The organism is Paenibacillus sp. (assembly GCF_031177825.1).
Taxonomy (GTDB): domain Bacteria; phylum Bacillota; class Bacilli; order Paenibacillales; family YIM-B00363; genus Paenibacillus_AE.
The window spans coordinates 1-25,543 of the sequence record NZ_JAPSKE010000013.1; the positions used below are offsets into that span (position 1 = coordinate 1).

Annotated in this window: 22 protein-coding genes; 4 read left to right on the forward strand and 18 right to left on the reverse strand. The window is 59.9% G+C overall.

Annotated features, from left to right (window positions below; genetic code table 11):
* The 10 genes from RIN49_RS15855 to RIN49_RS15900 form a co-directional block, all read right to left on the reverse strand.
* On the reverse strand, positions 1-847 hold an 847-nt coding region (locus RIN49_RS15855), incomplete at its 3' end, for an extracellular solute-binding protein (RefSeq protein ID WP_309121142.1).
* A gap of 94 nt (positions 848-941) precedes the next feature.
* The gene (locus RIN49_RS15860) at positions 942-1,823 is read right to left on the reverse strand and encodes a carbohydrate ABC transporter permease (RefSeq protein ID WP_309121143.1); all 882 of its coding nucleotides are present in this window, start codon (positions 1,821-1,823) and stop codon (positions 942-944) included.
* An 11-nt stretch (positions 1,824-1,834) separates the two neighbouring features.
* Positions 1,835-2,803 (reverse strand): ABC transporter permease, encoded by a 969-nt coding sequence (locus RIN49_RS15865; RefSeq protein ID WP_309121144.1) that lies wholly within the window; start codon positions 2,801-2,803, stop codon positions 1,835-1,837.
* A 178-nt stretch (positions 2,804-2,981) separates the two neighbouring features.
* On the reverse strand, positions 2,982-4,790 hold the full coding sequence (locus tag RIN49_RS15870) for a sensor histidine kinase (RefSeq protein WP_309121145.1): 1,809 nt from the start codon (positions 4,788-4,790) through the stop codon (positions 2,982-2,984).
* Positions 4,791-4,929: 139 nt separating this feature from the next.
* On the reverse strand, positions 4,930-6,459 hold the full coding sequence (locus tag RIN49_RS15875) for a response regulator transcription factor (protein ID WP_309121146.1): 1,530 nt from the start codon (positions 6,457-6,459) through the stop codon (positions 4,930-4,932).
* 42 nt (positions 6,460-6,501) lie between these two features.
* Complete coding sequence (locus RIN49_RS15880) at positions 6,502-7,686, reverse strand: mandelate racemase/muconate lactonizing enzyme family protein (protein WP_309121147.1); 1,185 nt, start codon at positions 7,684-7,686, stop codon at positions 6,502-6,504.
* 13 nt (positions 7,687-7,699) lie between these two features.
* Positions 7,700-8,695: an aldose 1-epimerase gene (locus tag RIN49_RS15885; RefSeq protein ID WP_309121148.1), complete on the reverse strand. Its 996-nt coding sequence runs from the start codon at positions 8,693-8,695 to the stop codon at positions 7,700-7,702.
* Positions 8,696-8,701: 6 nt separating this feature from the next.
* Complete coding sequence (locus tag RIN49_RS15890) at positions 8,702-9,514, reverse strand: SDR family NAD(P)-dependent oxidoreductase (protein WP_309121149.1); 813 nt, start codon at positions 9,512-9,514, stop codon at positions 8,702-8,704.
* Positions 9,515-9,540: 26 nt separating this feature from the next.
* Positions 9,541-10,461 (reverse strand): dihydrodipicolinate synthase family protein, encoded by a 921-nt coding sequence (locus tag RIN49_RS15895; RefSeq protein WP_309121150.1) that lies wholly within the window; start codon positions 10,459-10,461, stop codon positions 9,541-9,543.
* A 53-nt stretch (positions 10,462-10,514) separates the two neighbouring features.
* Positions 10,515-11,672 carry a mandelate racemase/muconate lactonizing enzyme family protein gene (locus RIN49_RS15900; protein ID WP_309121151.1) on the reverse strand — a complete coding sequence of 386 codons (1,158 nt, stop codon included), beginning with the start codon at positions 11,670-11,672 and terminating at the stop codon, positions 10,515-10,517.
* A 139-nt stretch (positions 11,673-11,811) separates the two neighbouring features.
* Here RIN49_RS15900 and RIN49_RS15905 point away from each other — a divergent pair, with 139 nt between their 5' ends.
* The gene (locus RIN49_RS15905; protein WP_309121152.1) at positions 11,812-12,795 is read left to right on the forward strand and encodes a 2-dehydro-3-deoxygalactonokinase; all 984 of its coding nucleotides are present in this window, start codon (positions 11,812-11,814) and stop codon (positions 12,793-12,795) included.
* A 32-nt stretch (positions 12,796-12,827) separates the two neighbouring features.
* Positions 12,828-13,619, forward strand: coding sequence for an IclR family transcriptional regulator (locus RIN49_RS15910; RefSeq protein ID WP_309121153.1), 792 nt, complete (start codon positions 12,828-12,830; stop codon positions 13,617-13,619).
* A gap of 59 nt (positions 13,620-13,678) precedes the next feature.
* Here RIN49_RS15910 and RIN49_RS15915 read toward each other — a convergent pair whose 3' ends face one another.
* The 7 genes from RIN49_RS15915 to RIN49_RS15945 form a co-directional block, all read right to left on the reverse strand.
* Positions 13,679-14,644, reverse strand: a complete 966-nt coding sequence (locus tag RIN49_RS15915) for an aldo/keto reductase (RefSeq protein ID WP_309121154.1) — start codon at positions 14,642-14,644, stop codon at positions 13,679-13,681.
* A 120-nt stretch (positions 14,645-14,764) separates the two neighbouring features.
* Positions 14,765-16,111, reverse strand: a complete 1,347-nt coding sequence (locus RIN49_RS15920; protein ID WP_309121155.1) for a flavin monoamine oxidase family protein — start codon at positions 16,109-16,111, stop codon at positions 14,765-14,767.
* A gap of 125 nt (positions 16,112-16,236) precedes the next feature.
* Entirely contained in the window at positions 16,237-16,863 is a 627-nt protein-coding gene (locus RIN49_RS15925) for a YqaA family protein (protein WP_309121156.1), read from the reverse strand.
* 128 nt (positions 16,864-16,991) lie between these two features.
* A complete protein-coding gene (locus RIN49_RS15930; RefSeq protein ID WP_309121157.1) occupies positions 16,992-17,321 on the reverse strand; it encodes a hypothetical protein in 330 nt (109 codons plus the stop codon).
* A gap of 62 nt (positions 17,322-17,383) precedes the next feature.
* The gene (locus tag RIN49_RS15935; protein WP_309121158.1) at positions 17,384-17,719 is read right to left on the reverse strand and encodes a hypothetical protein; all 336 of its coding nucleotides are present in this window, start codon (positions 17,717-17,719) and stop codon (positions 17,384-17,386) included.
* 141 nt (positions 17,720-17,860) lie between these two features.
* Positions 17,861-20,161 carry a 5-methyltetrahydropteroyltriglutamate--homocysteine S-methyltransferase gene (gene metE / locus RIN49_RS15940; RefSeq protein WP_309121159.1) on the reverse strand — a complete coding sequence of 767 codons (2,301 nt, stop codon included), beginning with the start codon at positions 20,159-20,161 and terminating at the stop codon, positions 17,861-17,863.
* Positions 20,162-20,258: 97 nt separating this feature from the next.
* The gene (locus RIN49_RS15945; RefSeq protein WP_309121160.1) at positions 20,259-21,176 is read right to left on the reverse strand and encodes a LysR family transcriptional regulator; all 918 of its coding nucleotides are present in this window, start codon (positions 21,174-21,176) and stop codon (positions 20,259-20,261) included.
* A gap of 145 nt (positions 21,177-21,321) precedes the next feature.
* Between RIN49_RS15945 and RIN49_RS15950 the strand changes: the two genes are divergently transcribed.
* Positions 21,322-21,882 (forward strand): LysM peptidoglycan-binding domain-containing protein, encoded by a 561-nt coding sequence (locus tag RIN49_RS15950; protein ID WP_309121161.1) that lies wholly within the window; start codon positions 21,322-21,324, stop codon positions 21,880-21,882.
* 90 nt (positions 21,883-21,972) lie between these two features.
* On the opposite strand, the gene RIN49_RS15955 is transcribed toward RIN49_RS15950, so the two are convergent.
* Positions 21,973-23,013 carry a Gfo/Idh/MocA family protein gene (locus RIN49_RS15955; RefSeq protein ID WP_309121162.1) on the reverse strand — a complete coding sequence of 347 codons (1,041 nt, stop codon included), beginning with the start codon at positions 23,011-23,013 and terminating at the stop codon, positions 21,973-21,975.
* A 238-nt stretch (positions 23,014-23,251) separates the two neighbouring features.
* On the opposite strand from RIN49_RS15955, the gene RIN49_RS15960 reads away from it, so the two are divergent.
* Positions 23,252-25,486 (forward strand): AraC family transcriptional regulator, encoded by a 2,235-nt coding sequence (locus tag RIN49_RS15960; protein ID WP_309121163.1) that lies wholly within the window; start codon positions 23,252-23,254, stop codon positions 25,484-25,486.
* Positions 25,487-25,543 lie beyond the last annotated feature (57 nt).

The window sequence follows — 25,543 nt, forward strand, 5'->3', positions numbered from 1 at the left end:
TTTTGTCGTACATCGGCGTCATATATTCGAATTCCCCGCCGGACGACTTCTGCCAGCCTAAGTTGCCGAATTGGGACGAAAGAATCGGATCGATCAATTTCGTCGTATTGAGATAGCCCGCAAAGCCGTACGTGTCGTTCTTGCCGTTCCCGTCCGGATCGTCGAACGTAAACTTGCGTAGAATGTCGGTGAATTGATCGATCGTCACTTCGCGGCTCTCCGGCACCTGAATGCCAAGGTTGTCGAGCCAATCCTGACGGATGATGAAGCCGTCGTTCCGAGCGACCGACGTGCGCGGAATGCCGTAAATATTGCCGTCGCGCAACGTCTCAAGCGCTTCCCAAGAGACGTCGTACGTGTATTGCTTAATATTCGGCAGCAGGTCCAGGAACGGATTCACCGGGATGACGATGCCCTCGTTGACGGCGTTCAGGAACGTCTCGTCCGTCTCGGCCGGGAACATGACCATGTCCGGATAATCCCCGGAGACGAGCGACAGCTGAAGCTGCTCCTTGTATCCCGTCGACGGCGGGACGATCCATTCCAAATCGACGTTCAGCGCCGCTTCGACCTTGTCGAACAACGCTTGGTCCGCCGGCGCGACGTCCGCCGGGTTGAAGTTGGCCATAATTTTGATCGTGACCCGCTCGGACGTATCGATCCCGGTCGGCGCTGCCGGCGTCTCGGTCTTCGGCGTTTCCGCGGTCGCGCCTCCGGCAGGCGGCGTCTCGGTCGTGCTCGAACCGCTCGGCTCCTCTCCGCCTGAGCCGTTGCCGGAGCAGGCGGCTAACACGAGCATCGTCGTGACGATCCCGAAGCTGAGCATACTCTTGAAAGATCGCTCCATTGGTATTACTCCCCTCATCATGATTTGTTTTTTTTATAATAAAGGCTATGGCCTCTACTACCGACGCTACCGACGATCCTCCCGAATCCGATCGTCAGCCTTTCACGGAGCCGAGCATGATGCCTTTGACGAAATATTTTTGCAGGAACGGATATACGCAGAGAATCGGGATCATGACGATCATCAGCGTGGCATACTGAAGGGTGACGGGCGTAATGTTCAGGTTCGAAGTTTCCGCCGCGTTATCCCCGCCGCCGCCCATGATCGAGTTCAGCTTCGATCCCTCGATAATTTCCCGCAGGAACAGCATGAGCGGCCACTTCTCCACGTCGCGGATGTACACGATCGCGTTATAGAAGTTGTTCCAGTACCCTACGGCCGAAAACAAGCAGAGCGTCGCGATAATCGGGCCCGACAGCGGAGCGACGATGCGGAACAAAATGTAAGGGTCGGACGCGCCGTCGATGCGAGCCGCTTCCTCCAGCTCTTCCGGAATATGTTCCATGAACGTCTTCATCAAAATCAGGTTGAAGCCGGTAATCAGCGCCGGCATCACGAGCGCGGCCAGCGTATTGATCAGCCCGAGCTCGCGCATCAAATAATAGTTCGGGATGAGTCCCCCGTTGAACAGCATCGTGAATACGATGGCCACCATGATGAGGCCCCGGCCCCTAAGATGCTTCTTGGACAACGGGTACGCCGTCACGAGATAGAGGAAGATGCCGATCAGCACGCCGGAGACGGTGACGAGGATCGTATTCATATAGCTGGACCACAGCACCGGATGCTTCATGATTTCATGGTACGCCTCGAACGAAATATCCTTCGGCCAGATGCGCATCGGGTTTTCCACGTAGGCGGAGTAGTCGCTGATGGAGACGGCGAACACGTTCAAGAACGGGAAAAGCATTAACAGCGTGACGAGCGCGACGAGCGTATTGTTGACAGCGTCGAAAAGGCTGAATTTGAGGCGCATTCGCTTCCCTCCTACCAAATGGATTTTCCGCTGATTTTACGGGCCGCGTAGTTCGCCGAAATAATTAAGATGAATCCGACCACGCTCTTGAACAAGCCGACCGCCGTAGCGTAGGACAGCCGTCCGTCCTGCAGGCCGATCCGGTACGTATACGTCTCGAAGATATCGCCTGTCTCGTACGTCACCGGGTTATACAACAAGAACACTTGCTCGAAGCCGTTGTCCAGAATGTTGCCGAGACTCAGAAGGAGCATGATGACGACCGTCGTCGCGATCCCGGGAATCGTAATGTATAGAATCCGCTGCATCCGCGAAGCGCCGTCGATCTTGGCCGACTCGTACAACGTCGGGTCGATGCCCGTCATCGCCGCCAAATAGATGATGGTTCCCCAGCCGATGCCCTTCCATATTTCGGCGCTGACGATGATCGTTCTGAAATATTGCGGTTCCTGCAAAAACTTGATCGGATCGTGGCCGAACGCCGTTACGATTTGATTCGCGACCCCGTCCGTCGGGGAGAGGAAGTTGATGACGATGCCGGCCAATACGACCCATGAAATAAAGTGGGGCAAATACAAAATCGTCTGCGATATTCGCTTGAACGCCATCTGCCTGACCTCGTTCAGCATCAGCGCCAGGATGATCGGGGCCGGGAAGCCGAAGACGATTTGGTACACGCTGAGCAGGATGGAGTTCCTGAGCACGCGAATGAAGTGGGCGGAAGAAAACAACGTCTCGAAGTTCGCGAAGCCGATCCAATCGCTGCCCCAGATCCCTTTCGCCAAGCTCAATTGCTTGAAAGCGATGACGATGCCGAACATCGGAGCGTACTTAAAGATCAGAAAATACAACACCCCGGGAATCAAAAAGATATACAGCCACTTATTTTTGATAAAGTATTTCAGGAAGCTCTCTTTTTTCGCCGCAACGATTCGAAAAGGCTGAACGGAGCCTTCGATGTCGGGATTGGATTGCGCCACGTCGTTGTCTCTCCTCTCCATCTTGGGACTTGCCGGACTTTCCTGATTTCAGTATAAATTCCGCCGCCCGATATAAAAATTCCCCTCAATCTACAAATAGTGAGGGGATGTAAACGCTTTATTGATATCGCTTTCGCAATAGTGTGTCGACATTGACATTTGGTGCGGCGAGAAAAACTTACGTCCGCTTCGGAATTCGCAGTTCGACGATCGTCCCTTCTCCTTCCTTGCCGTACATGCGAACGCCGTACGCTTCACCGAAGATGAGCCGAATTCTTTGGTTTACGTTGCTAAGCCCGATATGGGCGTCTTCCTTGATTTCGTCGGATTGGATGTCTTGGTTCAGCTTATCCGCCGCCGCTTGGCTGAGGCCGACCCCGTTGTCTTTGATTTTCAGTACGATGGATTCCCTCTCCTCGTAGCCGATAATGCTGATGACGCCGGGCCGGCCGGAAGGCTTGATCCCATGATGAATCGCGTTCTCGATAATCGGCTGCAGCGTGAGCTTCACCGTTAGAAAATCGAGAATGCTTCCGTTAACTTTCCAAATCACTTCCAGCTGATCCTTGTAGTGAAGCTGCTGCACCTCCACATACAGTCTGGCATGCTCCAGCTCCTCTCGGAGCGGGATAATGTTGTCCCCGGTCGACAAGCTGAGCCGCAGCAATCGTGACAGCGTGTGGATCATGACGGACGCTTCGTTCTTGCCGTTCGTCAGCCGCATCACCTTCCAATTGATCGCTTCCAGCGTGTTGTACAGCATGTGAGGGTTGATTTGGGCCTGCAGCGCGATACCTTGCGCTTTGCTCATCATCTCGTACCTGCGGCGCAGCTCCTGCTCCATCTCCTTTTTCTGTTCCGAAGATTCCAGTATCGTAGCCGCGATGTATTTGATTTCGTTGCCGTCTCCGGACGGTTTGCTCTTAAAGTCTCTCATCGGCGGATGGCTGCTCTCCAGCAAGTTTAAGATCCCTCGAATCGGTTGGTACGTCTGAACGGATATCAGAAACGCGATCAAAAAGCTGGAGCCGACCCCGATCGCGAACAGCAAAATAATAAAGGAATGAAGCTGGTTTTGTCTCGATTCGTAATGCTCTAAGGGAACGATGGAAACATACGTCCATTCGCCGCGGGAGGACGGAGCCGCCGAGACGATCCGATCCATGCCTTCATACCGGATAATGTCGGAGAACGGCGTACCCGAAAATACGGGCAAGGGCAAATGCGGATGACGGGATTCGATGGGCTTCGTAATTAAGCGCTGTTCCTGCGTGAAAACGATATTCCCTTGCCGATCCAAGATGTAGATTTCCTGTTCCGGCGTGACCTCCTTCAGCAGCGGTCTCAGCTGTTCGGCGCTGATCGTGACGGTCAGCAAACCTTCTTTGTTCGCTCCGGTCATCGAAAGCTTGCGGAACAAGACCAAATTGTATTCTATCGTATCGCGAGACGGCTTCCGCAGCGCGCTGACCCAGAAGTTCCGTTCTCCCTTCTTGGCCAAGTACTCGTCGTACCACCATCGATGTTCGTACTTATCCAGCGCTCCTCCGCTCGTCGAAGAAAGCAAATACTCGTTCTCCCCGTCGCCGGAGTAAATTTGGATCGAGTCCACGTAGGGATTCGTTACCATCGAAGTGCCGAGGATTTCTTGAATCCTCCGTATTCTTGAGATCATGGAGTAACCGAGGGGATATTCGATCGTTTCCGACAGAAACAGCTCGACGTCCGGATCGGAGCCGAGTCGGATGCCGAGGCTTGCCGCCTCCGCCATAATGATGTCCACCGTATCCCGGATCCGGGTCAGTTCGCCGGCGCTCGCGCGGCTCACTTCTTCCCGCATCGTGGAATCGTTATATAGGAATACAAGGTAATGCAGGCATACCAAGGGGACCATCAGCAGAAACAGGACGATCATGAAGTTTTTAATGAAGATGCTCTTGAACTTGTAGTTGCGGATATACGTCCACAACGATGCTCTTTCCTTCATGTCGTCCCTCCGTGGTAACGCTTCTTCCGCGCATGCGCCTTGCGCACGAGCATGAAATGAAGAGTTCTATCGTTGCCCCTATACGCGGAAAAGCCGGCCTTCATGCAGGCCAGCGCCGATTCCGATCCGGCGCGCGATTTCATTCGGCGCGCTCCCGATATTCGCTAGGCGAGAAGCCCGCATACCGCTTGAACAGCTTGTAAAAGTGTCTGACGTCTTTGTATCCCGCCTTCTCGCATATTTCGTAAATTTTTAAATTCGTATCCCGCAGCAGCTGAGCGGCCAGATTCATCCGCACCTCCGTGACGTAATCGGAGAAGCCGCTTCCGGTTTCCAGCTTGAAGAGGCGGCTCAGGTACACCGGGTTCAAATAGACGAAGTCCGCCACCTCGGATAAGGAAAGGTCCTTCCCGAGATTTTCCCGAATGTATTGCTTCGCCTTCGAGATGACCTTCCGCTCGGTTTCGGCGTTCAACCCCGCTTCTCCTTCTTCCCGCCGGCTCATGCCTTGCAGAAGCGATTCGCTGATCCGCTCGATCTCCTCCAAGTCTTCCGATTTGCACAGCTGCATGAGCTGGGCGCTGCCGCTGTCCGCCGCGTACACCGCGTTCAAGCTGCCGAACAGCTGAATCAGGATCGACTTGACGTCGTCGATCCCGTCCCCGCCGTACGTCGCGAGGTACTGTTTCAGCAGCCGACCCGCCTCGTCGTACCTCCCCGCCTCCAAACATTCGGTCCAACGGCGCTTGTCTTCCTTCCACTGCCGGGGCCGCTCGTCCGTCGACGTCCCCGTTCGCAGCCGGAAGGAGCGCTGCTCCTCCAAGAAATCGATCAGTCGGCCGTATACGGTATCTACCTGCCATTCGATCGTCAGTCCGATCAAGGAGCGCAGCCGGGACGACGTCTGTTTGAAGATCCGGTCGGTCTCCTCCGTCAGCTCGCTCTTCTCCGGATCGACGCCGACCGCCAGCATCGTCAGCGGGCGCTTGACCGGACCGTACGGCAGCAGCGTAACGGTCGACGCGTTCTCGGTCAATCCGCCCAGCAGCGCGCGCTGCACGGTATCCGCCGGGGAAGCGGAGGTCCAGGATATTCGGACGAGAGCGCAAGCGCACGTTCTCGGGTCGATGTTCAGTCCGATCATCTCGAACTGACGCATGATCTCCTCTTCGTCGGCGGTCGTATCGAGCAGCAGATGCGGGAGATAGCGTTCCTTCAAGTACCGCATCATCTGCTCGCGCATCTCCTTATCCATCGCCAGCCGAGTCCGGTCGAGCCGCTCCTGATCGAGCTGCTCCTTCAAGCCGCGGAACACCTTATAGACCTCGTCCAAATCCGTCGGCTTCAGCAAATACTCCTGCACGTTGTACCGGAGCGCTTCCTTCGCCAATTCGAACTCCTGGTATCCGCTGATCAGAACGACCTTCGCCGGAATCCGATGCTCGTAAATATGCTTCGCGAGGTGTAAGCCCGATACGAACGTCATTCGAATGTCCGACAGGACGACGTCGACGCTGGCGTCCTGCAGGTACCGAATCGCCTCTTCGCCGTCCTTCAGCGCGGCCGCCACCTGAAAGCCGCAGCTCTTCCAATCCACGATCTCCGCAAGGCCGTTCCTGACTTCTTCGTCGTCGTCCACGATTAAAATTCGATAGGCCGCATCCTTCATCTCAGACCTCCGATTTTAAGATGGGTTTCCCCGATGCCGATCTTATGCTTTGACTTCGAAATATTCCGTAACCGCCTTGCGCATCGCTTGCTCGTCGATGTCGACGCCGAGGCCCGGGGCGTTCGGCACGACGATCTCTCCCCGCTCCAACCGGAAGGAGGCGTTCGAGTAGTCCGCGCTTCGCTTCAGGGCGTTCGGTTGGTATTCGTAGATGAGGAAATTCGAGATCGCCGCGGACACATGAATCGACGCGGCGTGACCGACGGCTTGATGCGCGCTCAGATGCGGCGCGAACGGGACGTGGAACGCTTCCGCCAAGTGAGCGATCCGCATCATCTCCGTAATGCCGTTCCGGCCCATGTCCGGCTGCACCACTTCCGCGGCGCCGGAGGCGATCCACTCCTTGAACGTGTAAATCGTGCGAAGCGGCTCCCCTACGGCGACGGCGGTGTCGATCGCCTCCGCCAGCTTGCGGTGGCCTTCCCGGTCCTCGAACGTGAGCGGCGCCTCGAAGAACATCGCGTCCATCTCGCTTAACGCCCGGCCCAACGTATACGCCTCCGTGTGCGTGCACTTGCCGTGCGCGTCGAACATAAGGTCCATCTCGGTCGCGTCGTACTTGGCGCGGATCGCTTCGAGCAGCTCCAGATCGAGCTTCTTCCCTTTGCCGAACGTGTGAATCTTCACGGCGTCGAAGCCCTCCTCCTTCAACCGGGCTACATTCTCGAGCCGCTCCTTGACGTCCGCTCCCGGCACGCTGGAGCAGTAGCAGCGAAGCTTCTCTCGATACGGCCCGCCGAGGAGCGCATAGACCGGCTGGTCGAGCGCCTTCCCCTTAATGTCCCAGAAGGCGATGTCGAGGCCCGCCATCGCGTCGACCAAGTACCCGCCGGTATACCCGCGTTCGCGGAGCGTGTCGAGCATTTTGTCCCATAAATACTGGTTTCGCATCGGGTTTTCGCCAAGCGCCATCGGCGCCAGATGATGCCTTAGAATCGTCGCCACGACCTCCGGGTTCGTCGGCGCCAAAATTTCGCCCCAGCCGACGATGCCCTCGTCCGTCGACACCTTCACGAATACCGTCTCCGCGTTCACCGAATAGACGCAGGAGCGGCGGTTGCTGTCGGCGACGAAATAATCCGGCGTAATGAACCGCTTGCCGTCCTTCTGCACCGTCCCTGTCGGCCGGAGCTTCACGATATACACTTCTACATTCGTAACCTTCATGTTCATATCCTCCTTAAGCGGATGCGCCGTTCTCGACCGCGATGCGCCATCCGAATCGTCTCTCTTCTCCGGGCGCCAGCTCCAGCGCGCCGGTATCGGACGCGTCCCGCGACAGGTTGTAAGCGTCCGGGATGCATGTATGCGGTTCCAAAGAAACCGCCTCCCCCCACGGGGGAAAAAACAAGACCGTCACGGCGAACAAGCCGTCCGTCTCGTAACGAATGGTGCGGTTCAGACCTCGATCGTCCAGCCGGCAAACGTACGGTTCGGTCCGCCCCGGATCTAAGTCGAACTCGCGGCACTGGAGAACATGCAGATTTCCTTCGATCCGCGATATCGCCAGCCCTTCCCGAAGCGACGCGGCGAGGTTCGACGCCTTCGGCGGAGCGCCCGCTCCTCCGTCCTCGTTCATCGTCCACTGCGCGCAGGCCGGGATGCGGAGCGTCGCGCGGCTTCGGTCGCAGACGAAGTACGGATGATAACCGAGCGAGAAGGGAGCGTGCCGCCGCCCCTCATTCCGCACGTTGCCTTCGAGAGAGAGCTCTCCGTCTTTCAACCGGTATGTAACGGCGAAGCGCAAGTCGGCCGGGTAAGCGGCGAAGCGGGCCGGATCGTCCCGGTACGCGTACTCGGCTTGCAGGAACGCTCCCGATGCCTCGTCCGCTCCCTGCCGCGCAATGCGCCAAGGAACCGTGCCGATCTCTCCGTGCATATTGTGCTTCCCGGACTTGACCGGCAGCGCGTAGCGGACGCCTCGATGCTCGAACGCGCCTCCGCTCGTTCGCCCCGGCGGGGCGAGCGCCGGGATGCCGTATCGGAACGGCGTCTCCCGCAGCGCCGCGAAGGAAGGCGGCGGCAGCACGACGTCCCGACCCTGCGAGACGTAACGGACGACGTTCATGCCGAAGCCGGGAAGGAGGTGCGCTTCGGCTTCCGCCCGCGCGTCGATCAACCGGCCGATCGATTCGCCGTCCCGTTCCAGCCATTCATAGCGATAGCGGTTCAGCATAAGCGATCACTCCTCCGTCTCCAGCGTATACCTCCCCGTCTTCCACCGCTGCCGCAAGTCCGGCCGGACGAGTCCGCTCGTCGCAAGCAGCGACATGCCGCCGTCGACGACCAAATTGACGCCGTTCACGAACGCGGACAGGTCGGAGGCGAGAAACAAGGCGGCGTTCGCCACGTCGGACGGGACGCCGAGGCGCCCCAACGGGTAGCAATCCCGGTCGATCTCGAAGGCCGGATCGCCCGAGCGCTTCGCTTGCTCCTCCTCGGGCATCGTTCGGCCGGGCGAGATGCAGTTCGCCCGAATGCGATACGCGGCGCCTTCGATCGCCAGCTGTTCGGTGAACGCGACAACGCCGCTCTTCGCGGCGGAATACGCCGCGAGGCCCGGGTTCGTCCGGATGGCGTTGATCGACGACATATTGACGATCGCCGGCGCCGGCGACCGCTCCAGCAGCGGCAGCGCGTATTTGGTGCAGAGAAACATCGACGTCAGATTCACTTGAATCGTATCGTTCCATTCCTGCAGCGTCGACTCCCGCACGGGACGGCCGCGCGTAACGCCCGCGTTGTTGACCAGAATGTCCAGCTCGGGGATCGCCGCGAACGTCCGCCGCACCGCGTCCTCGTCCGTCACGTCAAGCGGAACGGCTTCCGCTCGACGTCCTTGCGCCCGCAAGCGTTCCGCCGCGGCCTCCGCGTTCCGGACGTTCACGTCCGCTAACAGCACGGCGCAGCCTTCCGACGCGAATCGTTCGGCGATGGCTCCTCCGAGTCTTCCGCCCGCCCCTGTAACGAGCGCCTTCCTGCCGGAAAGTAGCAATTTTCGTTCCCCCATTTAGATCTTTTTTACCTTTTCCAATTCAACACGAGCGGGTCGAGTCCCTTCAGCGTCTCGAACGCTTCCTTCCGCAGGATGTCGTCGATCGGAGCGTTCGGATTGCGCACGTATGCGGACCGGATGACGCCGCCCGCCTTCAGCACTTCTTTATGGACCGCCATGGCGAAGCCGGCGATCGTGCCGATGCGAATGAAAGGCAGGTATCGGTAGAACAGCGCTCTGGCCGCATCCTTCTCCCCGGAAACGAACGACTGATAAATCTGCACGCACACGTCCGGGAACTCGCAAGCCGGCATCGTGCCGACCGCGCCGCGGCACAGCTCTTCGTAGTAGTACATGCCGTTCAACCCGCCGAACACCGCGAGGCGTCCTTCCGATTGCTCGATGACTTCCGTGATCTTCACCGTCGTCGGCGGCGCCTCCACCTTCACATAAGCGATGTTTTCGTATTCCTTCGCCAGCTTCGACATCGCGGGCACCGGAATGCTCACGCCGCTCGCGATCGGAGCGTCCTGCAGCATGATCGGCACGTCGACCGCCTTCGCGATCGCGCCGAAATATTCGATCATTCGCTTGCCGTCCGGCTTCACCATGTACGGCGGCAGCACCATCAGCGCGTCCGCGCCCGCCTTCTGCGCCCACTTGCTCAGCTGCACCGCGCCTTCGAGTCCCGTATGGCCGCTGCCGAAGACGAGAGGCACCCGACCTTTCGCTTCGTCGACGACGATGCCGGCGATCAACTCCCGCTCCCGCTCCAGAAGCGTATACATTTCGCTGGCGTTGCCGAACAGGGCGATGCCGTCCACCTTCGCCGCCAACTGGAAGCGAACGAGCTCTCGCAAGCTTTGCTCGTCCACCTCGCCGGTTTCGGTGAACGGGGTGGCCAAAATCGGGTAGACGCCCTTCAAGGTTACTTGATTCGTAGTCATGTTCGCATTCGCTCCTCGCGCTCTCGTATTCGGGTGAAATCCTTCTCGGTCCGTTACCGTTTCATCCAACTGCGCAGCTTCTCCTCGTCAATTTCCACGCCGAGTCCCGGCGCTTCCCGCAGCGCGTAGAAGCCCTTCTCGCACGCGATCGGTTGTTTCAGCAGCTTATTCGCTACGGGGAGGACGGACGGTTGGAACTCCAAGATGTGAAAATTCGGAATCGCCGCGCTCAGGTGCAAGGTCGCCGCCGTGCACACGCCCAGCCCTACGCTCAGGTGAGGCGCGATCTTAATGTTGAACGCCTCCGCCATATTGGCGATCTTCCGCGTCTCGCTGATGCCCGCCCTGCCTACGTCCGGCTGCAATAGATCCGCCGCGCGCTTGACGAGCCGCTCCTTGAACTGATACCGCGTCCGCTTCGCTTCGCCGATCGCCACCGCCATGTCGAGCGCTCGGCAAATCTCGACGTGCCCGTCGATATCCTCGGGCAGTGTAGGCGCTTCCAAGAACTCGATTCCGAGCGCCTCCAATCGGCGTCCCAGCCGGATGGCGTCGGGGACGCTGTATTTCCAATGCGCATCGATCATGAGGCGGAATTCGTCTCCGAGCGCTTCGCGCATCTCCGCCGCGATGCTCGCGTCCTCCCGGACGCCGTAGCCGAGGTGCAGCTTTATCGCCTCGAAGCCGCGCGCCTTCCACTCTAGCGCTAGCTGGACCCGCTCATCCCTAGAATTTCTAGGGATGCCCGAGACGTATGCCGGGATCCGCTTCCGATGCGCGCCGCCGAGCAGCCGATAGGCGGGCAGACCGACCGACTTCCCCAGGAGATCCCATAAAGCGATATCGACCGCCGTTATGGCGTCGACCATAAACCCGGAGAAGTAACCTCGCTCCCTCATGGAGTCGTACAGCTTGTTCCAGATGACGTCGATATCTCTCGGATCCTCGCCGATCAGGAACGGGGACAAGAGCCGCTCGACGATTTCGCCGGTCACCTCGGGGCCGACGGGCGCCAACGCTTCGCCCCACCCGTGCGATCCGTCGTCCGCTTCGATCTTCACCAGCAGCGTCTCCAGATTGCGCGAATAGATGGAGCGATACTCCGGACGAATGTAGTAATCGCGCTCCGCGTCCAGTCCCCGGGAATCCCCCAAATACACCGGTTCGTTGCGGATTTTCAAGGGAAAAACTTCGATTGCGGTAATGTTCACGGCGTGCCCCCTCTTCTATATTCCGAAATTGAACATTCATATCGAATAGGAATTGCCAATTACACAACCATATTCTATAATGCGAATGAATATATTACAATACAATATTTCACTTCGGGATTATGGAGGGGATTCCATTTTGAAACTGTTCGTCATCGATTCCGGCACGACTTCGAGCCGCGTGCGCCTATACGACGGAGAGAGAGTCGTCGGCAGCGCCGTTCGGCCGGCGGGGGCTAAGGACGTCGCGATCCGCGGAGACGCGAGCGTCGTGACGGACGCCCTTCGCGACTGCATCGCGGAACTATTGGAAGCGCATTCTTGCGCGCTCGACGAGATCGACGCCATCGTGGCGTCCGGCATGATCACCTCCGGCGTCGGCTTACTCGAGATTCCGCATCGCGAAGCGCCCGCCGGCCTCGACGACATCGCCTCCGCGCTCGTGGCGAGGACGTTCCCGGACGTCGCGGACCGGCCGATCTATTTCATCCCCGGCGTGAAGACGGGGTTCGGGACGGACTCGGACATCGCGGAGAAGGATATGATGCGAGGGGAGGAGGCCGAAATCTTCGGCTATTTGGAAGGAGGCGAGCCCGATCCGGAGGGAGGCGACCTCTTATTTATGCATTACGGCTCGCATCATAAGTGCATTCTGCTTCGCCAGGGGCGCATCGAGGGATGCCGGACGTCGATCACCGGGGAATTGATGATGACGATCATGCAGCAGACGATTTTGAAAAGCAGCCTCCAATCCCTCTCGGAATTCGAGCCGGACGAGGCTTGGGTACGGAAGGGGCTGGAGACGGCCGAACAGGCGGGCTTCGGCAGAGCCTTGTTCTCCGTGCGGGTCGCGGAGACGATGGAGGCCGCAGGCAAGCGGCGGGCGACCAGCTTCTACCTCGGCGCCTTGCTCTCGCTCGACTTCGCCCTCTTGAGGGAGATGATCACGCCGCGGACGTCGCGTCTCGTGCTGTACGGCAAATCGTTGTATCCGTCCGTCTTCGAGCCGATCGCGAAGGAGCGATATCCGGAGCTCGACGTCGTCGCCGTGTCGGAGGAGGAGTCGGATCGCCTCAGCGCGCGCGGGGCGATGAGAATTTTCGAACGATATAAGGTACAATGAATGCATCATACTCTTACGAGGGATGGAACCCGATGAAGTCTGAACAAACGAATCCGATGATCACCCAGAGCGTGACCCGGGCGTTGGCGATTCTTTCCTGCTTCTCCGACGAACAGCCGGAGCTGCGCGTGATCGACTTTTCGAAGAAGCTGAATTTGACGCAGAGCAATGTATCCCGGCTGCTGGCGACGATGGTCAGCTTAGGTTATGTGGAGAAGGACGAGTTCAGCGGGTTTTACCGGCTGGGGCATCAGATCATTACGCTCGGCGGCATCGCGCTGAACAATTCCGAAATCCGGAAGCTGGCGCTGCCCGAGCTGTTCGACCTGGAGCGGCGGCTCGGCCTCGGCGCGAACGTGGCCGTGCTGAAGTCGCAATCGATGTTTTATTTGGCGCATGTGGACAGCCATCGCTCCCCGCGGATGTACACCTTGCTCGGGCGGAGCAACCCGCTGTACAACACGGGCATCGGCAAGGTGCTGCTCGCGCACCTCGGCCGCGACGAGGCGTCGGCGCTGCTGGACCGGATCGAACTGACCGCTTACACGGATCGGACGATTACCGATCGAACCAAACTGATGGAAGAGTTGGAGCGGGTACGCTCCCGCGGCTACGCCACGGAGCTTGAGGAGCTGGCGCTCGGAAGAGCTTGCATCGCGGCGCCTCTGCGGGGGCGAAGCGGCAAGGTCGTGGCGGGGATCAGCTTGTCCGGCCCGCTCTCGGATATCCGCTTGCCGGAGCGGGAGCGCGAGCTGGCGGGCGTCTTGATCGAAGTCGCCGACCGCATCTCGACCAAGATGGGGTATGTGACGGCGAGAATGTAGCCATGAAAGAAGGCGGTCGGGGCCGTATGCGCCCTGACCGCCTTCTTTCGTTTCGTCGATTAGGACAAGAACGCCAGCTCCTCCTCCGTAAACCGCACCTCGTCCGCCGTTAGGCAGTCCCGGAGCTGCTCCTCCGTATGGCAGCCGACGATCGGGATCGTCGGGAACGGCTGCGACAGCAAATACGCCAGCGCGATCTGCGTGAAGGACAGCGACTTGTTCTCCGCGATCGTCCGGATGCGTTCCAGCTTCCTCCGGTTGTCCTCCGTTCGGTAGTGCGGCGCGACGCCTTCCGCTTCGCCGTCGAGGGAGAGCCGCCCGTCCTGGAGCTTCGCGAACAAGCCTTGCGCCTGGGACGAATACGGAATCGCCGTTAGGCCGGACGTTCGGTGAAGGCGGTGCATCTCCTCGTCCATCGCCACGAGCGTAAGATCTTGAAACTTCGCCGCGTCGACGGAAGCGAAACTCCACATCGGTTGATTCGCCGAGAAGCCCTGCACGCCATGCTCGGCCGCATATCGCTGCGCCTCTTCGATCCGCTCCGCCGTCCAGTTCGAGCAGCCGAAATAACGGATGTTCCCCGCGCGGACTTGCGCATTCAGCGTCTCGAGGATGTCCCCGACGGGTCTATCCTTGTCGTCGCGGTGCAGCCAATACAGATCGATCGCGTCGACCTGCAGCCGCTTCAAGCTGGCTTCGACGTCTTGGGCGATCTCCTGCGGCGACATTCTCGCGATATGCATCGTCGGGATGCGCGGATGCGCCCCCTTGGTCGTGACGATCAGCGCTTCGCGGTTGTTCCTCGCCTTCATCCAAGCGCCGATCGTCTTCTCGCTGACGCTCGCCTCGCCCGGCAGCCAATTCGCGTACACCTCGGCCGTGTCGATCATATTGCCGCCCGCGTCGACGTACCGGTCCATCAACGCGAAGGACGCCTCCCGATCCAGCCGGCTGCCGAGCGGAACCCCGCCGAGCGCCAGCGACGAGCCGACCAAGTCCGTGTCTCCGATACGTACGCGTTTCATCGTCATCGCCCTCCGATTCGAAATGGTTTTGTATATTTTACCATTCGACGGGCGGGCTGTAACGGCATGTTTGCGACGGCTCCTCTGCGATGCGCATCGGCGCTTCGCTCGATTCGGTCCTTACGGCCGGATGGCCCGCAGCACCTCGGCCGCCGCCCGCTCCCCCGATTGTACGGCTCCTTCCATATAGGACCGCCATTCGGTCGCGGTCTCGGTGCCTGCCCAATGGATCGGTCCGACGGGCTGCAGCAGCGCGGGACCGAGCTGCGTCAGGACGCCCGGCGGGAGATGCGCGGCGTAGCCGCCCCTCGACCATGGATCGGACATCCAATCCTTCTCGTAGAACGCGACCGGCCGAAGCGCCTCGTCGCCGAACGGCACCGACAAGCTGCGCAAGACGGCGGCCCGTCGTTCCTCCTCGGGCAGCAAGCCGAGCGTGCGCGCGCTCTTCCCCGTGGCGAGCGCGGTCAGTACGCCCTTGCCCTGCCCGGGCAGCGTGCTGTCCATCGCGAGCCGAATCGGGCCTTGGTCCATATAAGCCTCTCCGCTTAGCCCCACGTCTCGCCAGAACGCTTTCTCGAATACGACGATAAACTTCATGACGGCGCCTTGCCCCGCCCGCTGCGTCAGCTGATCCCGCATATACGGCAGCGGAGGATCATACCGCAGGCGCCCCGCGAACGTCGGAGGCATCGCGAGGATCGCCCGTTTTCCCTCCCAGGCTTCGCGATCCGTCCGCACCGTCACCGACCGTTCCGTCCACTCGACGGCGCGCGCCGGGGCGTTCAGCTTGACCGCATCGCCGAGCGCCGCCGCCATCCGCTCCGGCAGCGTCTGCGCGCCTTCCGCGATCCAGCGCTGCTCCGCCGTAAGAATTCGGTCGTGCCCGCCGCACGACGCCGACGACCATACCGCGTCCAACAGCGAAAATTCGCCGAGCTCCCCGCATAGCGCTTCTTCCGCAATGATTTCGTAGAGCGCCTTTCCGTATTTGGAAAACATCGTCCGATCCAGCCACGCTCGAAGCGTGCCGGCGTCCCATTGCTCGGCCTCCTTCGACATCCATGGCGCCTCCAAGTCGATTCGCCGCTCCAGCTCGCGCAGTCGCTTCCGCAAGCGAAGCACGTCCAGGAGGGAAACCGCGGGCAAGGGCGGCATTGCGGACGCCGACGTGCGTCGGCGACCCATCAGCTCGTAGAACGTGCGCCCCTCCGTATGCGTCGGGGTCGTCGTCAGCCCGAACCGATGCAGCAGCGCCGACATCCGGGTTTGCTTGGACGACACCCACTGGGCGCCGTAATCGACGACCACGCCGTCCTCCGCGCGACTGTACACTCGCCCGCCGACCCGGTCGCGCGCCTCCAGCAAGACGAAGGAAACCTGATGCGACATCAATTCCAATGCGGCGGTTAACCCGGCTAAGCCGGCGCCGACGACGATCACCTCGGTCTGATGCCTCGGAACCAAAGACTTCTCCTCCACGGTCGGTATTCTCTTCAGGATTAACGCTCGACCGGCAGTTTAATCCATCGTTACCGGCGAAAATGAAATCAGGCCGATGCGTCGCCGCATCGGCCTGTTCGACATCTCGATTATGCCTCTTCGCTGTGCGACGCTTGTACCGCCACCGTCGCCTTCCCGCCTGCCGCTTCGTTCGCCTTCGCGCGGTTCGTCAGCTTGCGCTTGACGAACAATCCGATCAGCAGCACCGGCACGGCGATGAGGAAGACGTACATGGACACCTGCTTCACCATGCCTTCGGCCGCTCGGCCGTACATATAAAACAGGCTGCCGACGATGTAAAACTTCGCGGCCCGCCCGATCGCGGCGTAAACCATCAGCTTCCACAACGGGAAATTCAATCCCCCGGACAATATCGTAAATACCTTAAAGGGAATCGGCGTGAACGCGCCGATCATCACGGCGGCTTCCCCGTTCTTGCCGAACATGGCGGTCGCCGCGTCGACCCACTTCTTCTTCAGAAATTTATGAAGCAGCACCTTGCCCGACAGCCTGCCGATTCCGTAGCCGACCGGCGTTCCCAGCAAGCAGCCGATGAACCCTACCGTGGCCAATTGAAGCGCTGCCTGCGGATCGATCATGCTTAACGAAACCTGCGTGAAGAACGCCGGGATCGGAAAGAAGATGGCGTCGATCATCGAATGCACGAACAACCCTAACGCGCCGAACTGTTTCAAAAACTCCGCTATGCTATCCATCCGATCGTTATTCCCCATTCCGAGACATCCAGTGAGTCGTGCCGCTTCATTGTAACAGGAATCGAACGATTCGTGAATCGGCTGCGGCACAGGGAGATGCCTAGACTTTGTGCGGGGCGCGCGGCTCTCTACTCAACCTCCACTAACGAGGAGCAAGCAGGAATACAAAGCGGCTCCGCGCGTAAACTCCGGAGACGCGAGCAACCACCGACCGTATCGATCTTATGTATCGCGAAGATGTTCATGAAGCACGGAAAAAGACCCAACCCCGCGACGGGATTTGGGTCGGTCCTGCGTTTATAGCGATCGCGTCCAGTACGCAGGTCGCCGATCCACAGCCGGCGGTCCCGCTTCGGGCCGTCCTCGTACACCGTCTGCATGCAATCCTGCAGCGTCTTGACCGCGATCCGGTCCATCGCGGCCAAGTCGTCCGGCACGCTCGCCGGAAGCGGCGGCACGTTCAGGACGTCGGCCGACGTGACCGCCGTGCATCGGAAGTTTGCGAATCGCGCGCCCGGGATTACGGCGAAGCGTCGACGACCGTTACTTTCATGTATCGGAAGCAATAACGTCTCGGCAGCGTCACGGCGGCCGGCAGTACGTCGAGGTACAGCGTCTCCTCCTGCAGCCAGGAACTGCTCAGCCATCCGTCGTATTGGGCGAAATTCTCCCCGATCTCGCACGGCATCTCCCCGAAGACGAGCTTCAGCTTCAGCGGCGCGTCCGGCGGGCTGCCGACCGCATCCGCGGCGAACGAGACGTATCCGACTTGGTGGTCGCCGAAGTCCAAGACAAAGCTCTCGCCCTTCCCGAACGCGCGACCGGACAATTCCTCATCGTCGCCCGCCGTCTCCATGCGCCAGCCTTGGAACGCGTCCGGATCGGCGACGGCGTCGACCAGCGGCGAGGCGCGATCGCGGTTTCGCGAAGCTTCGGCGTCAGACGTTCCGCTTTCGTTACTAATGTCTCGTTGATCGACATGGAGGCTCCCCTTGGATCAAGCGCCTCCGACGGGAGCGGCTGCATACTTCGCTCTGGCGATCCTCGCCGCTTCGATCATATGGCGCAGCGACTCCACCGTTTCCTCGAGCCCTCTCGTCTTCAACCCGCAGTCGGGGTTGATCCAGAACAGCTTGGGGTCCAGCGCGCGCAGCGCGCGGTCGATCAGGTCCGTCATCTCCCGGACCGCCGGAACGCGCGGGCTGTGGATATCGTATACGCCGAGACCGATCCCTTGCTCGTACGTGTTCGTCTCGAGGCTGAGAATCATCTCTCCATGGCTTCGCGACGTCTCGATCGAGATGACGTCCGCATCCATCGCCTTGATCGCGTCGATCATGTGATGAAACTCGCAATAGCACATATGCGTATGGATTTGCGTCTCGTCCTTTACGGTGCAGGTGGCCAGGCGGAACGCTTCGACCGCCCATGCCGCATATTCGAATCGGTCCTTCGCTTTGAGCGGAAGCCCCTCCCGGATCGCGGGCTCGTCGACTTGAATCATGCCGATCCCGGCCCGCTCGAGCGCCTCGACCTCCTGCCGAAGCGCGTAAGCCAGTTGGTAAGCGACCTCCTTGCGCTCGAGATCGTCGCGAACGAACGACCAATTCAAAATCGTAATCGGACCCGTCAGCATCCCCTTCACAGGGCGAGCGGTCAACGACTGGGCATACGTCGTCTCTTCGACCGTCATCGCCTGCCGGAACGCCACGTCCCCGAAGATGATCGGAGGCTTGACGCAGCGCGACCCGTAGGACTGCACCCATCCGTTCTGCGTAAACGCGAATCCCTCGAGCTTCTCGCCGAAAAACTCGACCATGTCGGTGCGTTCGAATTCGCCGTGTACGAGTACGTCCAACCCGATGTCTTCCTGCAGCTTGATCCAGCGTTCGATATGCTCCCGGATGAAACGTTCGTACCGTTCTCGGCTCCATTCGCCGCCGCGAAACTTGCTTCGGGCCTTCCGGACGTCCGCCGATTGGGGAAAGCTGCCGATCGTCGTCGTGGGCAGGAGCGGCAGGCGCCACCTCGCTTGCTGCGCGGCGTACCGCTCCGAGAACGGCCGGCTCCGGCGCGCCTCGGTTTCGCGAATCGCGGCCACCGCCCGCCGCACGTCCGCTCGGCGTCGCGCGCCGGATCGCTCCAGCGCTGCGGCGGCGCGGTCGTAGTCGCTCAGCTCCGCTTCGACCTGCGGACTCCGCTCCGAGACGGCCTTCGTCAACCGCGCGAGCTCGTCCAGCTTCTCGTCCGCGAACGCCAGCGCGTCCCGAAGCTCCGCGGGGAGCCGCGTCTCCCCGTCGACCGAGATCGGCACGTGCAGCAAGCTGCAGGAAGGCTGTACCACCAATCGCCCTTGAGGCGCGAATTCGGCGAGCGCATCCAGCAGCGCGAGCCGGTCGCGGAGCGGCGTCTTCCAGATCCCCCGGCCGTCGATGACGCCCGCGCCCAACGTCTTATCCGCCGGAAACCCATGAGCCCGCATCGCCGCCAGATTGCCGGATCGGCCGTGCACGAAGTCGAGTCCGATGCCCTGCACCGGCAGCGCGACGATGTCGGCGTACCGCTCGACCGACTCGAAATACGTCTGCAGCATGACGTTCAGCTTCGGGGCCGCAGCGGCGAACGCCGCATAGATCGACTTCAAGCGCTCCGTATCGGCGTCGTCCAACGCTTCGACGACGATCGGCTCGTCGATCTGAACCCAATCGACGCCCTCCGCTTCCAGCTCTCGAAGCACTTGAACGTACAGCGGCACAAGACGGTCGAGCCACCGGTCGATGTCCTCGGGAGCGTACCCCTTCGACAGCTTCAGGAAGGTGAGCGGGCCTAAAAGCGCAGGCCTGCCTTCGATGCCGAGCGTCTCCTTGGCTTCCCGGTAGGCTAGAAGAGGCTTATTCTCCGTCAGCGCCGGCGACGCCCCGTCCAGCTCGGGGACGATATAGTGGTAGTTGGTGTTAAACCACTTCGTCATCTCGCAAGCCGCCGCGTCTTTCGTTCCCCGGGCCATGCCGTAGTACGCCGACAGCGGGACGACGCCGCCCTCGTACGGGAAGCGGCTCGGCACGAGGCCGAACATCGCGGCCGTATCGAGCACATGGTCGTAGTAACTGAAATCGTTCACCGCAATGAAGTCGATGCCCCTCCGCTGCTGCTTCCGCAGGTGATCGAGCCGGATTTCCCGCAACCGGCTGTGGAACTCCGGCTCCTCTATTTTCCCTGCCCAATACGCCTCCAACGCCTTCTTCCATTCCCGGTCCGCCCCGATTCGCGGATACCCGATCGCGCCGCTCTTCGCCATGATTCCCAAACTCCTCTGCTCGTTGTTACCAACAAGGTACCATGGTCGATCCGCGGTCGGGTAACTGGAAAATTCTATTCCTGGCTATAGCCTAAAGCTATAGTGGGAAGTTTACCGGGAGAATGGCGCGCTTCAGGTGTTCGACGTACGCCGTCCCGAGCGTCGACAACGATGCGTTCCGATGCGCGATCCATCCGACGCGGATCGTCTCCTCGCAGTCCAGCGGAACGGGAATGATCTCGTTGCCGTTCAGATCGGCGCTCAGCACGCCGGTCGAAATGGTGTATCCGTTGAGACCGATCAACAGGTTGAAGAGCGTCGCCCGGTCGCTGACGCGAATGCTTTTCGGATGGGTCATCGTGCTAAGGATCTCTTCCGAGAAGTGGAAGGAATTGTATTCTCCTTGCTCGAAGTACAAGTACGGGTAGCGGCTCAACTGGTCGATCGAAACGATCGACTGCTTGGCCAACGGGTTATGCACGCTGATGAAAATATGGGGCTTGGCGACGAACAGCGGGTGAAACTGCAAGTTCGCGGTCCGCAGCAGCTTATCGATGACCTTCTCGTTAAACTCGTTCAGGTACAAGATGCCGAGCTCGCTCTTGAAGTTCTTCACGTCTTCGATAATTTCGTACGTCTTCGTCTCGCGCAGCGAAAGCTCGTACTCCTCCTGGCCGTGTTCCTGCACGAGACTGACGAACGCGTTCACCGCGAACGCGTAATGCTGCGTCGATACCGAGAAGTGCTGGGGGGACGGTTTCTTATTCGAATACCGGCTCTCCAACAGCTCCGCCTGCTCGACCACCTGCCGGGCGTACCGCAGAAATTCCGCGCCGTCGCCGGACAGCCGGATTCCCTTGTTGGACCGTTCGAAAATCGCGAAGCCGAGCTCGTCTTCCAACTCCTTGATCGCATTCGATAAGCTCGGCTGAGAGACGAACAACCGCCTGGCGGCCTCGTTCATGGAGCCGTGCTTGAATATGGCGATCGCGTATTTCAGCTGCTGGATCGTCATTCGGCGCTTCCTCCTCGTCTTGGGTTCTCCCGCGATTTGTTCTCAAAATAGCATGGGCGGAGGAAAGAAACAAGAACGTTTACCTTCCGAACAGAAGAAAAGAAAACCAAACAATGTGAAATATTCAGTCGCCCGGCGCCGTATTATGATGATTTTGGCGTCGGGGACGGGGTTCTCCCCGCGCCGGCGCATCGAGTGCGCATGCCGGGTGCTGCCGGAGACGGATCGGAACGTCGCGGCGATCGCGAAGGCCGCCGGGTACCGGGACGCGGCGCACGTCGAAAATGGGCGAGTGCGGAGGGCGATTCGCCTACGGGACACATACGATGTGGAGAAAGCACCATACTTATTGGAGGTCGTTCACCGCATGTTTTATACTGTGCAACCCGGCGATACGCTGTACGGCATCGCCTCCCGTTACGGCGTAACGGTCGACGCGCTGATCCAAGCGAACAATCTGCAAGGCGGCTACATCTATGTCGGTCAACAGCTGCGAATTCCGGTCACGGGCGGCGGCGGCGCCGGTTACCCGCCTCCCTTCCCGCTCCCGCTCCCGATCCCGATCCCGGGCGGCCGCCGTCTGGAGGAGCGCGTGGATCGGCTGGAGCGGCAAACCGCGCAGCTCGAGCGGCAGCTGAACAACCTCGACGCGGAGGTCGACCGGCTCCGGCAGCGCGTCCGCCGTCTGGAGCAAGGGGGGCAATAATCGGAACGTCTCGGCGAACGTAAGGCGGCCGGTCCGCGCGTGGAAGTCACGCTGCGAACCGGCCGCCTTCTTTCCGATGATGCCGCGGAATTACCCGCCGTAATACGGCTTCAAATCGATCTTCCGCCCCGCCTTCGCGCTGTCGATCGCGCCGTACACCATCGCCATGCTCTTGATGTTGTCGCGGCAGTCGGTTTCGGCCGGCCGGCCTTCCTCCAGCGCCGCGAACATCTCGTCGAAGCAGCCTTCGTGGCCGGACCGGCCTTGCCATGCGAACGGCGCCTCCACTCGCTCGTACTCGCGGATGAACTTGCCTTCTTGCTCGCCCGGCAGGGCGACCTCGGCGAACGGCGCGCCGGTTCCGTCCCAGATCGCCGCGCCCTTCTCCCCTTGGATACGCCACTGCGCTTCCCATGACGTCGGCGCGCCTTCCGCGCACCAAGAACCGCGGTACGCGAACACCGAGCCGTCCGACATCTCGAAGATGCAAATCGCCGAAGCGTTGCCCGCATACCACGATCCCGGCGGATTGAATTCATGACAATACACCGAAACCGGATCCGCCCCCGTCAGGAAGCGCGCTTGATCGAACGTATGAATCGCCATGTCGAGAAGGAGCGGACTGTCCATCGCTTCGCGGAAGCCGCCGAAGCGCGGACCGAGGAAGAAGTCCGCGCCGGCGTATCCGACCCTGCCGATCGTCCCGTTCTTCACGAGCTCGCGCAGCGCGCGGATATTGGCGTTATAACGCCGGTTTTGCATGACCGCGTACGTGCGGCCCGTCCGGTCGGATATCGCGATCAGTTCGCGGGCGTCCGCCATCGACTCCGCCATCGGCTTCTCGCCGAGCACATGGGCTCCCCGCTGCAGCGCCGTCGAGCAGACGCCGTAGTGGCTCGCGGGAATCGTTACGTCGCAGACGACGTTCGCCCCCGTCCGCTCCAACGCCTCGGCAAGATCCGTGAACGTCTCGCAAGCGAGGCCATGGCGCTCCGCCATCGCCTGCGCGAATTCGAGTTTGATGTCCACCAAGCCTACGATCTCCGCATTGTCCCTCGCCAGCGCGCCCTTCACCCAGGCGTTCGCCATATTGCCGCAGCCGGCAACCACGATCCTATATGTATCGGACATCTACCCTTCACTCCAATGCTCCGTTGAGATGGATATGCACTTTCCATTATAGCAAATGGAATGCGCAATACCGTACACATCAGAAATGTTCGCTTCGATGCGAAATGTTCATGCGAGCGGCGAAGGATTTCTCCGCTGTTTCGGCGAAAGTCCACTGTCCGCGGTGCGAGCCGGAAGGTATAATCAGGTTGCATCCGCATTTGTCACTGTGAACATTTCTCAAGAGGGGGATCGAAAGATGTCGCTGCGAACCATGCGAACGAACGGGAAGCTGTATGTCCGATTGCTGTTAGGCGTTACCCTTTGCGTGGCATTGGCTCTGATCGCCTCTTCGTTCGTCTTTTACTTCAGCTACTCCGGAATTTTGCAGAGGCAAGTGTTTCAATCCGACCTGAGCCGGCTCAGCGAGACGAGCCGACAAGTCGAACGACTGACGGAGAGCGCGCAATCGCTGTCGTTCCAAATTTACAGAAACAGCAACGTCGCCAAGTTGTTGTATTACAACAATCCCTCCGCGTTCGATATCCAAGGCGCGATGATCGATCTAAGCAATTACTTGGCTACGACCCCGTTCATCGAATCGATTTACGTATACAATCCAGCGAACAAAATATATTACGTGGCTTCGAATCGTGGCCAGAGCGGTCCCCTGCCGGAATCCGACCTGCCCGACAAGGATATCTTGAAAGTCCTTGATCGCTACGAAGACTACAAGGCGTTCACGCCGATTCCGCGAAGCTACAAGCTCGATCCCGGCGACGCGGAACCGACGGGCATCTACACCTATCTCTGTTACGATGCGATCGGCTTTGACCGCGCCATCAACTCCGCGGTCGTCGTCAACGTTTCGGCGGACTGGATCAACCGGGAGATCGCGAACGGCACTGCCGGATCGACGTATATCGTCGACGATCACGACCGCATTCTATCCGTCGACGCCTTGCGGACGCAGGCGTTAGGCGGAAGCGAGGAGCTGCTGCGCGCCTCGATGCGATCGGATCGCCCCGGGTATGTCGTCTCGAACTTCGAAGGCGCGAAGTCGTTGATTTCGTATACCGCGCCGGACGGGCTGTCTTGGAAATACATTCGGGTGACGCCGTACCAAGCGGTCACGGTGCCGATTCGAGAGTTTCAGAAAATTACGCTGGCGATCGCCGCCTCCGTCCTCTTGACGGGGTTGCTCTTGTCTTGGCTGCTATCCCGTTATTTGTACGTCCCCATCCATCACATCGTGAACCGAGTGAAGGACTTGGAGACGGAACGAAGGGATAACGGGTACGCGATTCGCCAAGCCGCGCTTCGCAAGCTGATTTACTTGCAGCATCTGGATGCGAGGGCGCAGCTGGCCAAGCTGAAGCAGCTCGGCATCGCCTTCGATTTCACGCGGCCGTACCGGTTGTTGTACGTCAGAATCGATCGCTTCGCGTCGTTGAAGGAGAAGAGCGGCGGCGATCTGCTCATATACAAATTCGCCGTCATGAATATCGGTTCCGAAATTATCTCGAAATACTACCGCGTCGAAGCCGTGGATATGGACGACGACGGCATCCTATTTCTGCTGAATACGCTCGAACCGAACGAGGCGCGGGACGCGGAATGGCTCGATCCGATGCTTTCGCAAATTCAAGCCTCGTGTATGGAGTACATTCGAATCGGGCTCACCGCCGCCGTCAGTCCCGTCGCCGGCGAAGCGGACCAACTGCCCGCGTTGTACCGCCGGACCCGAGACGCCACGCTGCTGCGCTTCTTCCACGGACTCGGTTCGAGGATCGATTGCGCGAAGCTGGAATCCGGCGCGTCGCGGGAATACGCCTTCCCCGCCGTCAAGGAGAAGCGGATGATCGACGCTCTGATGGCCGGCAAGCCGGACGAAGCCAAGGTTTGGTTCCAAGACATTCTGCAGGAGACGTCCGCTTATCCGATTCAGACGGCGGTGGCGTCCGTCGCCCGACTTCGCATGACGCTGGCCAATCTGCTTTCGGAGATGCTGAAGAACGGCTCGCTGCCGCAAGAATGGAATGTCGATCCGCAGCTCCCCGCCTTTCACGACGTTGAGACGTTGGAGGAGCTGACCGCAAGCTACTTCAGGCTCTTCGACGAGCTGACCTCGAGAATCGCGGCCAAACGGAATAACAAGCAGGAGACGCTGGTGCGGAAAATCAACGAGCTCATCCGGACGCGCTACGCGGATCCGAGCCTCAGCCTGAACTGGCTCGCGGACGAATTGTCCTTGTCTTCCTTCCATGTCAGCCGCGTCTACAGACAACATACGCTTACGCCGATCGTCGACGCGATCAACCAAGTCCGAATGGAGAAAGCTAAGGAATTGCTGCTGACGACCGACGTGTCCATCGCCGACATCGCGGAGCGGACGGGATATACGAACAGCTCGTATTTCCATCGCATGTTCAAGAAGTCTTTCGGCGTCACGCCCGCGGAATTCCGGAAATCCAAGCAGGGCATCTCTCTGTAACGACGAACGCACAAGCGGCATGCCTCTTCGCGAGGGATGCCGCTTGCCGATGACGCC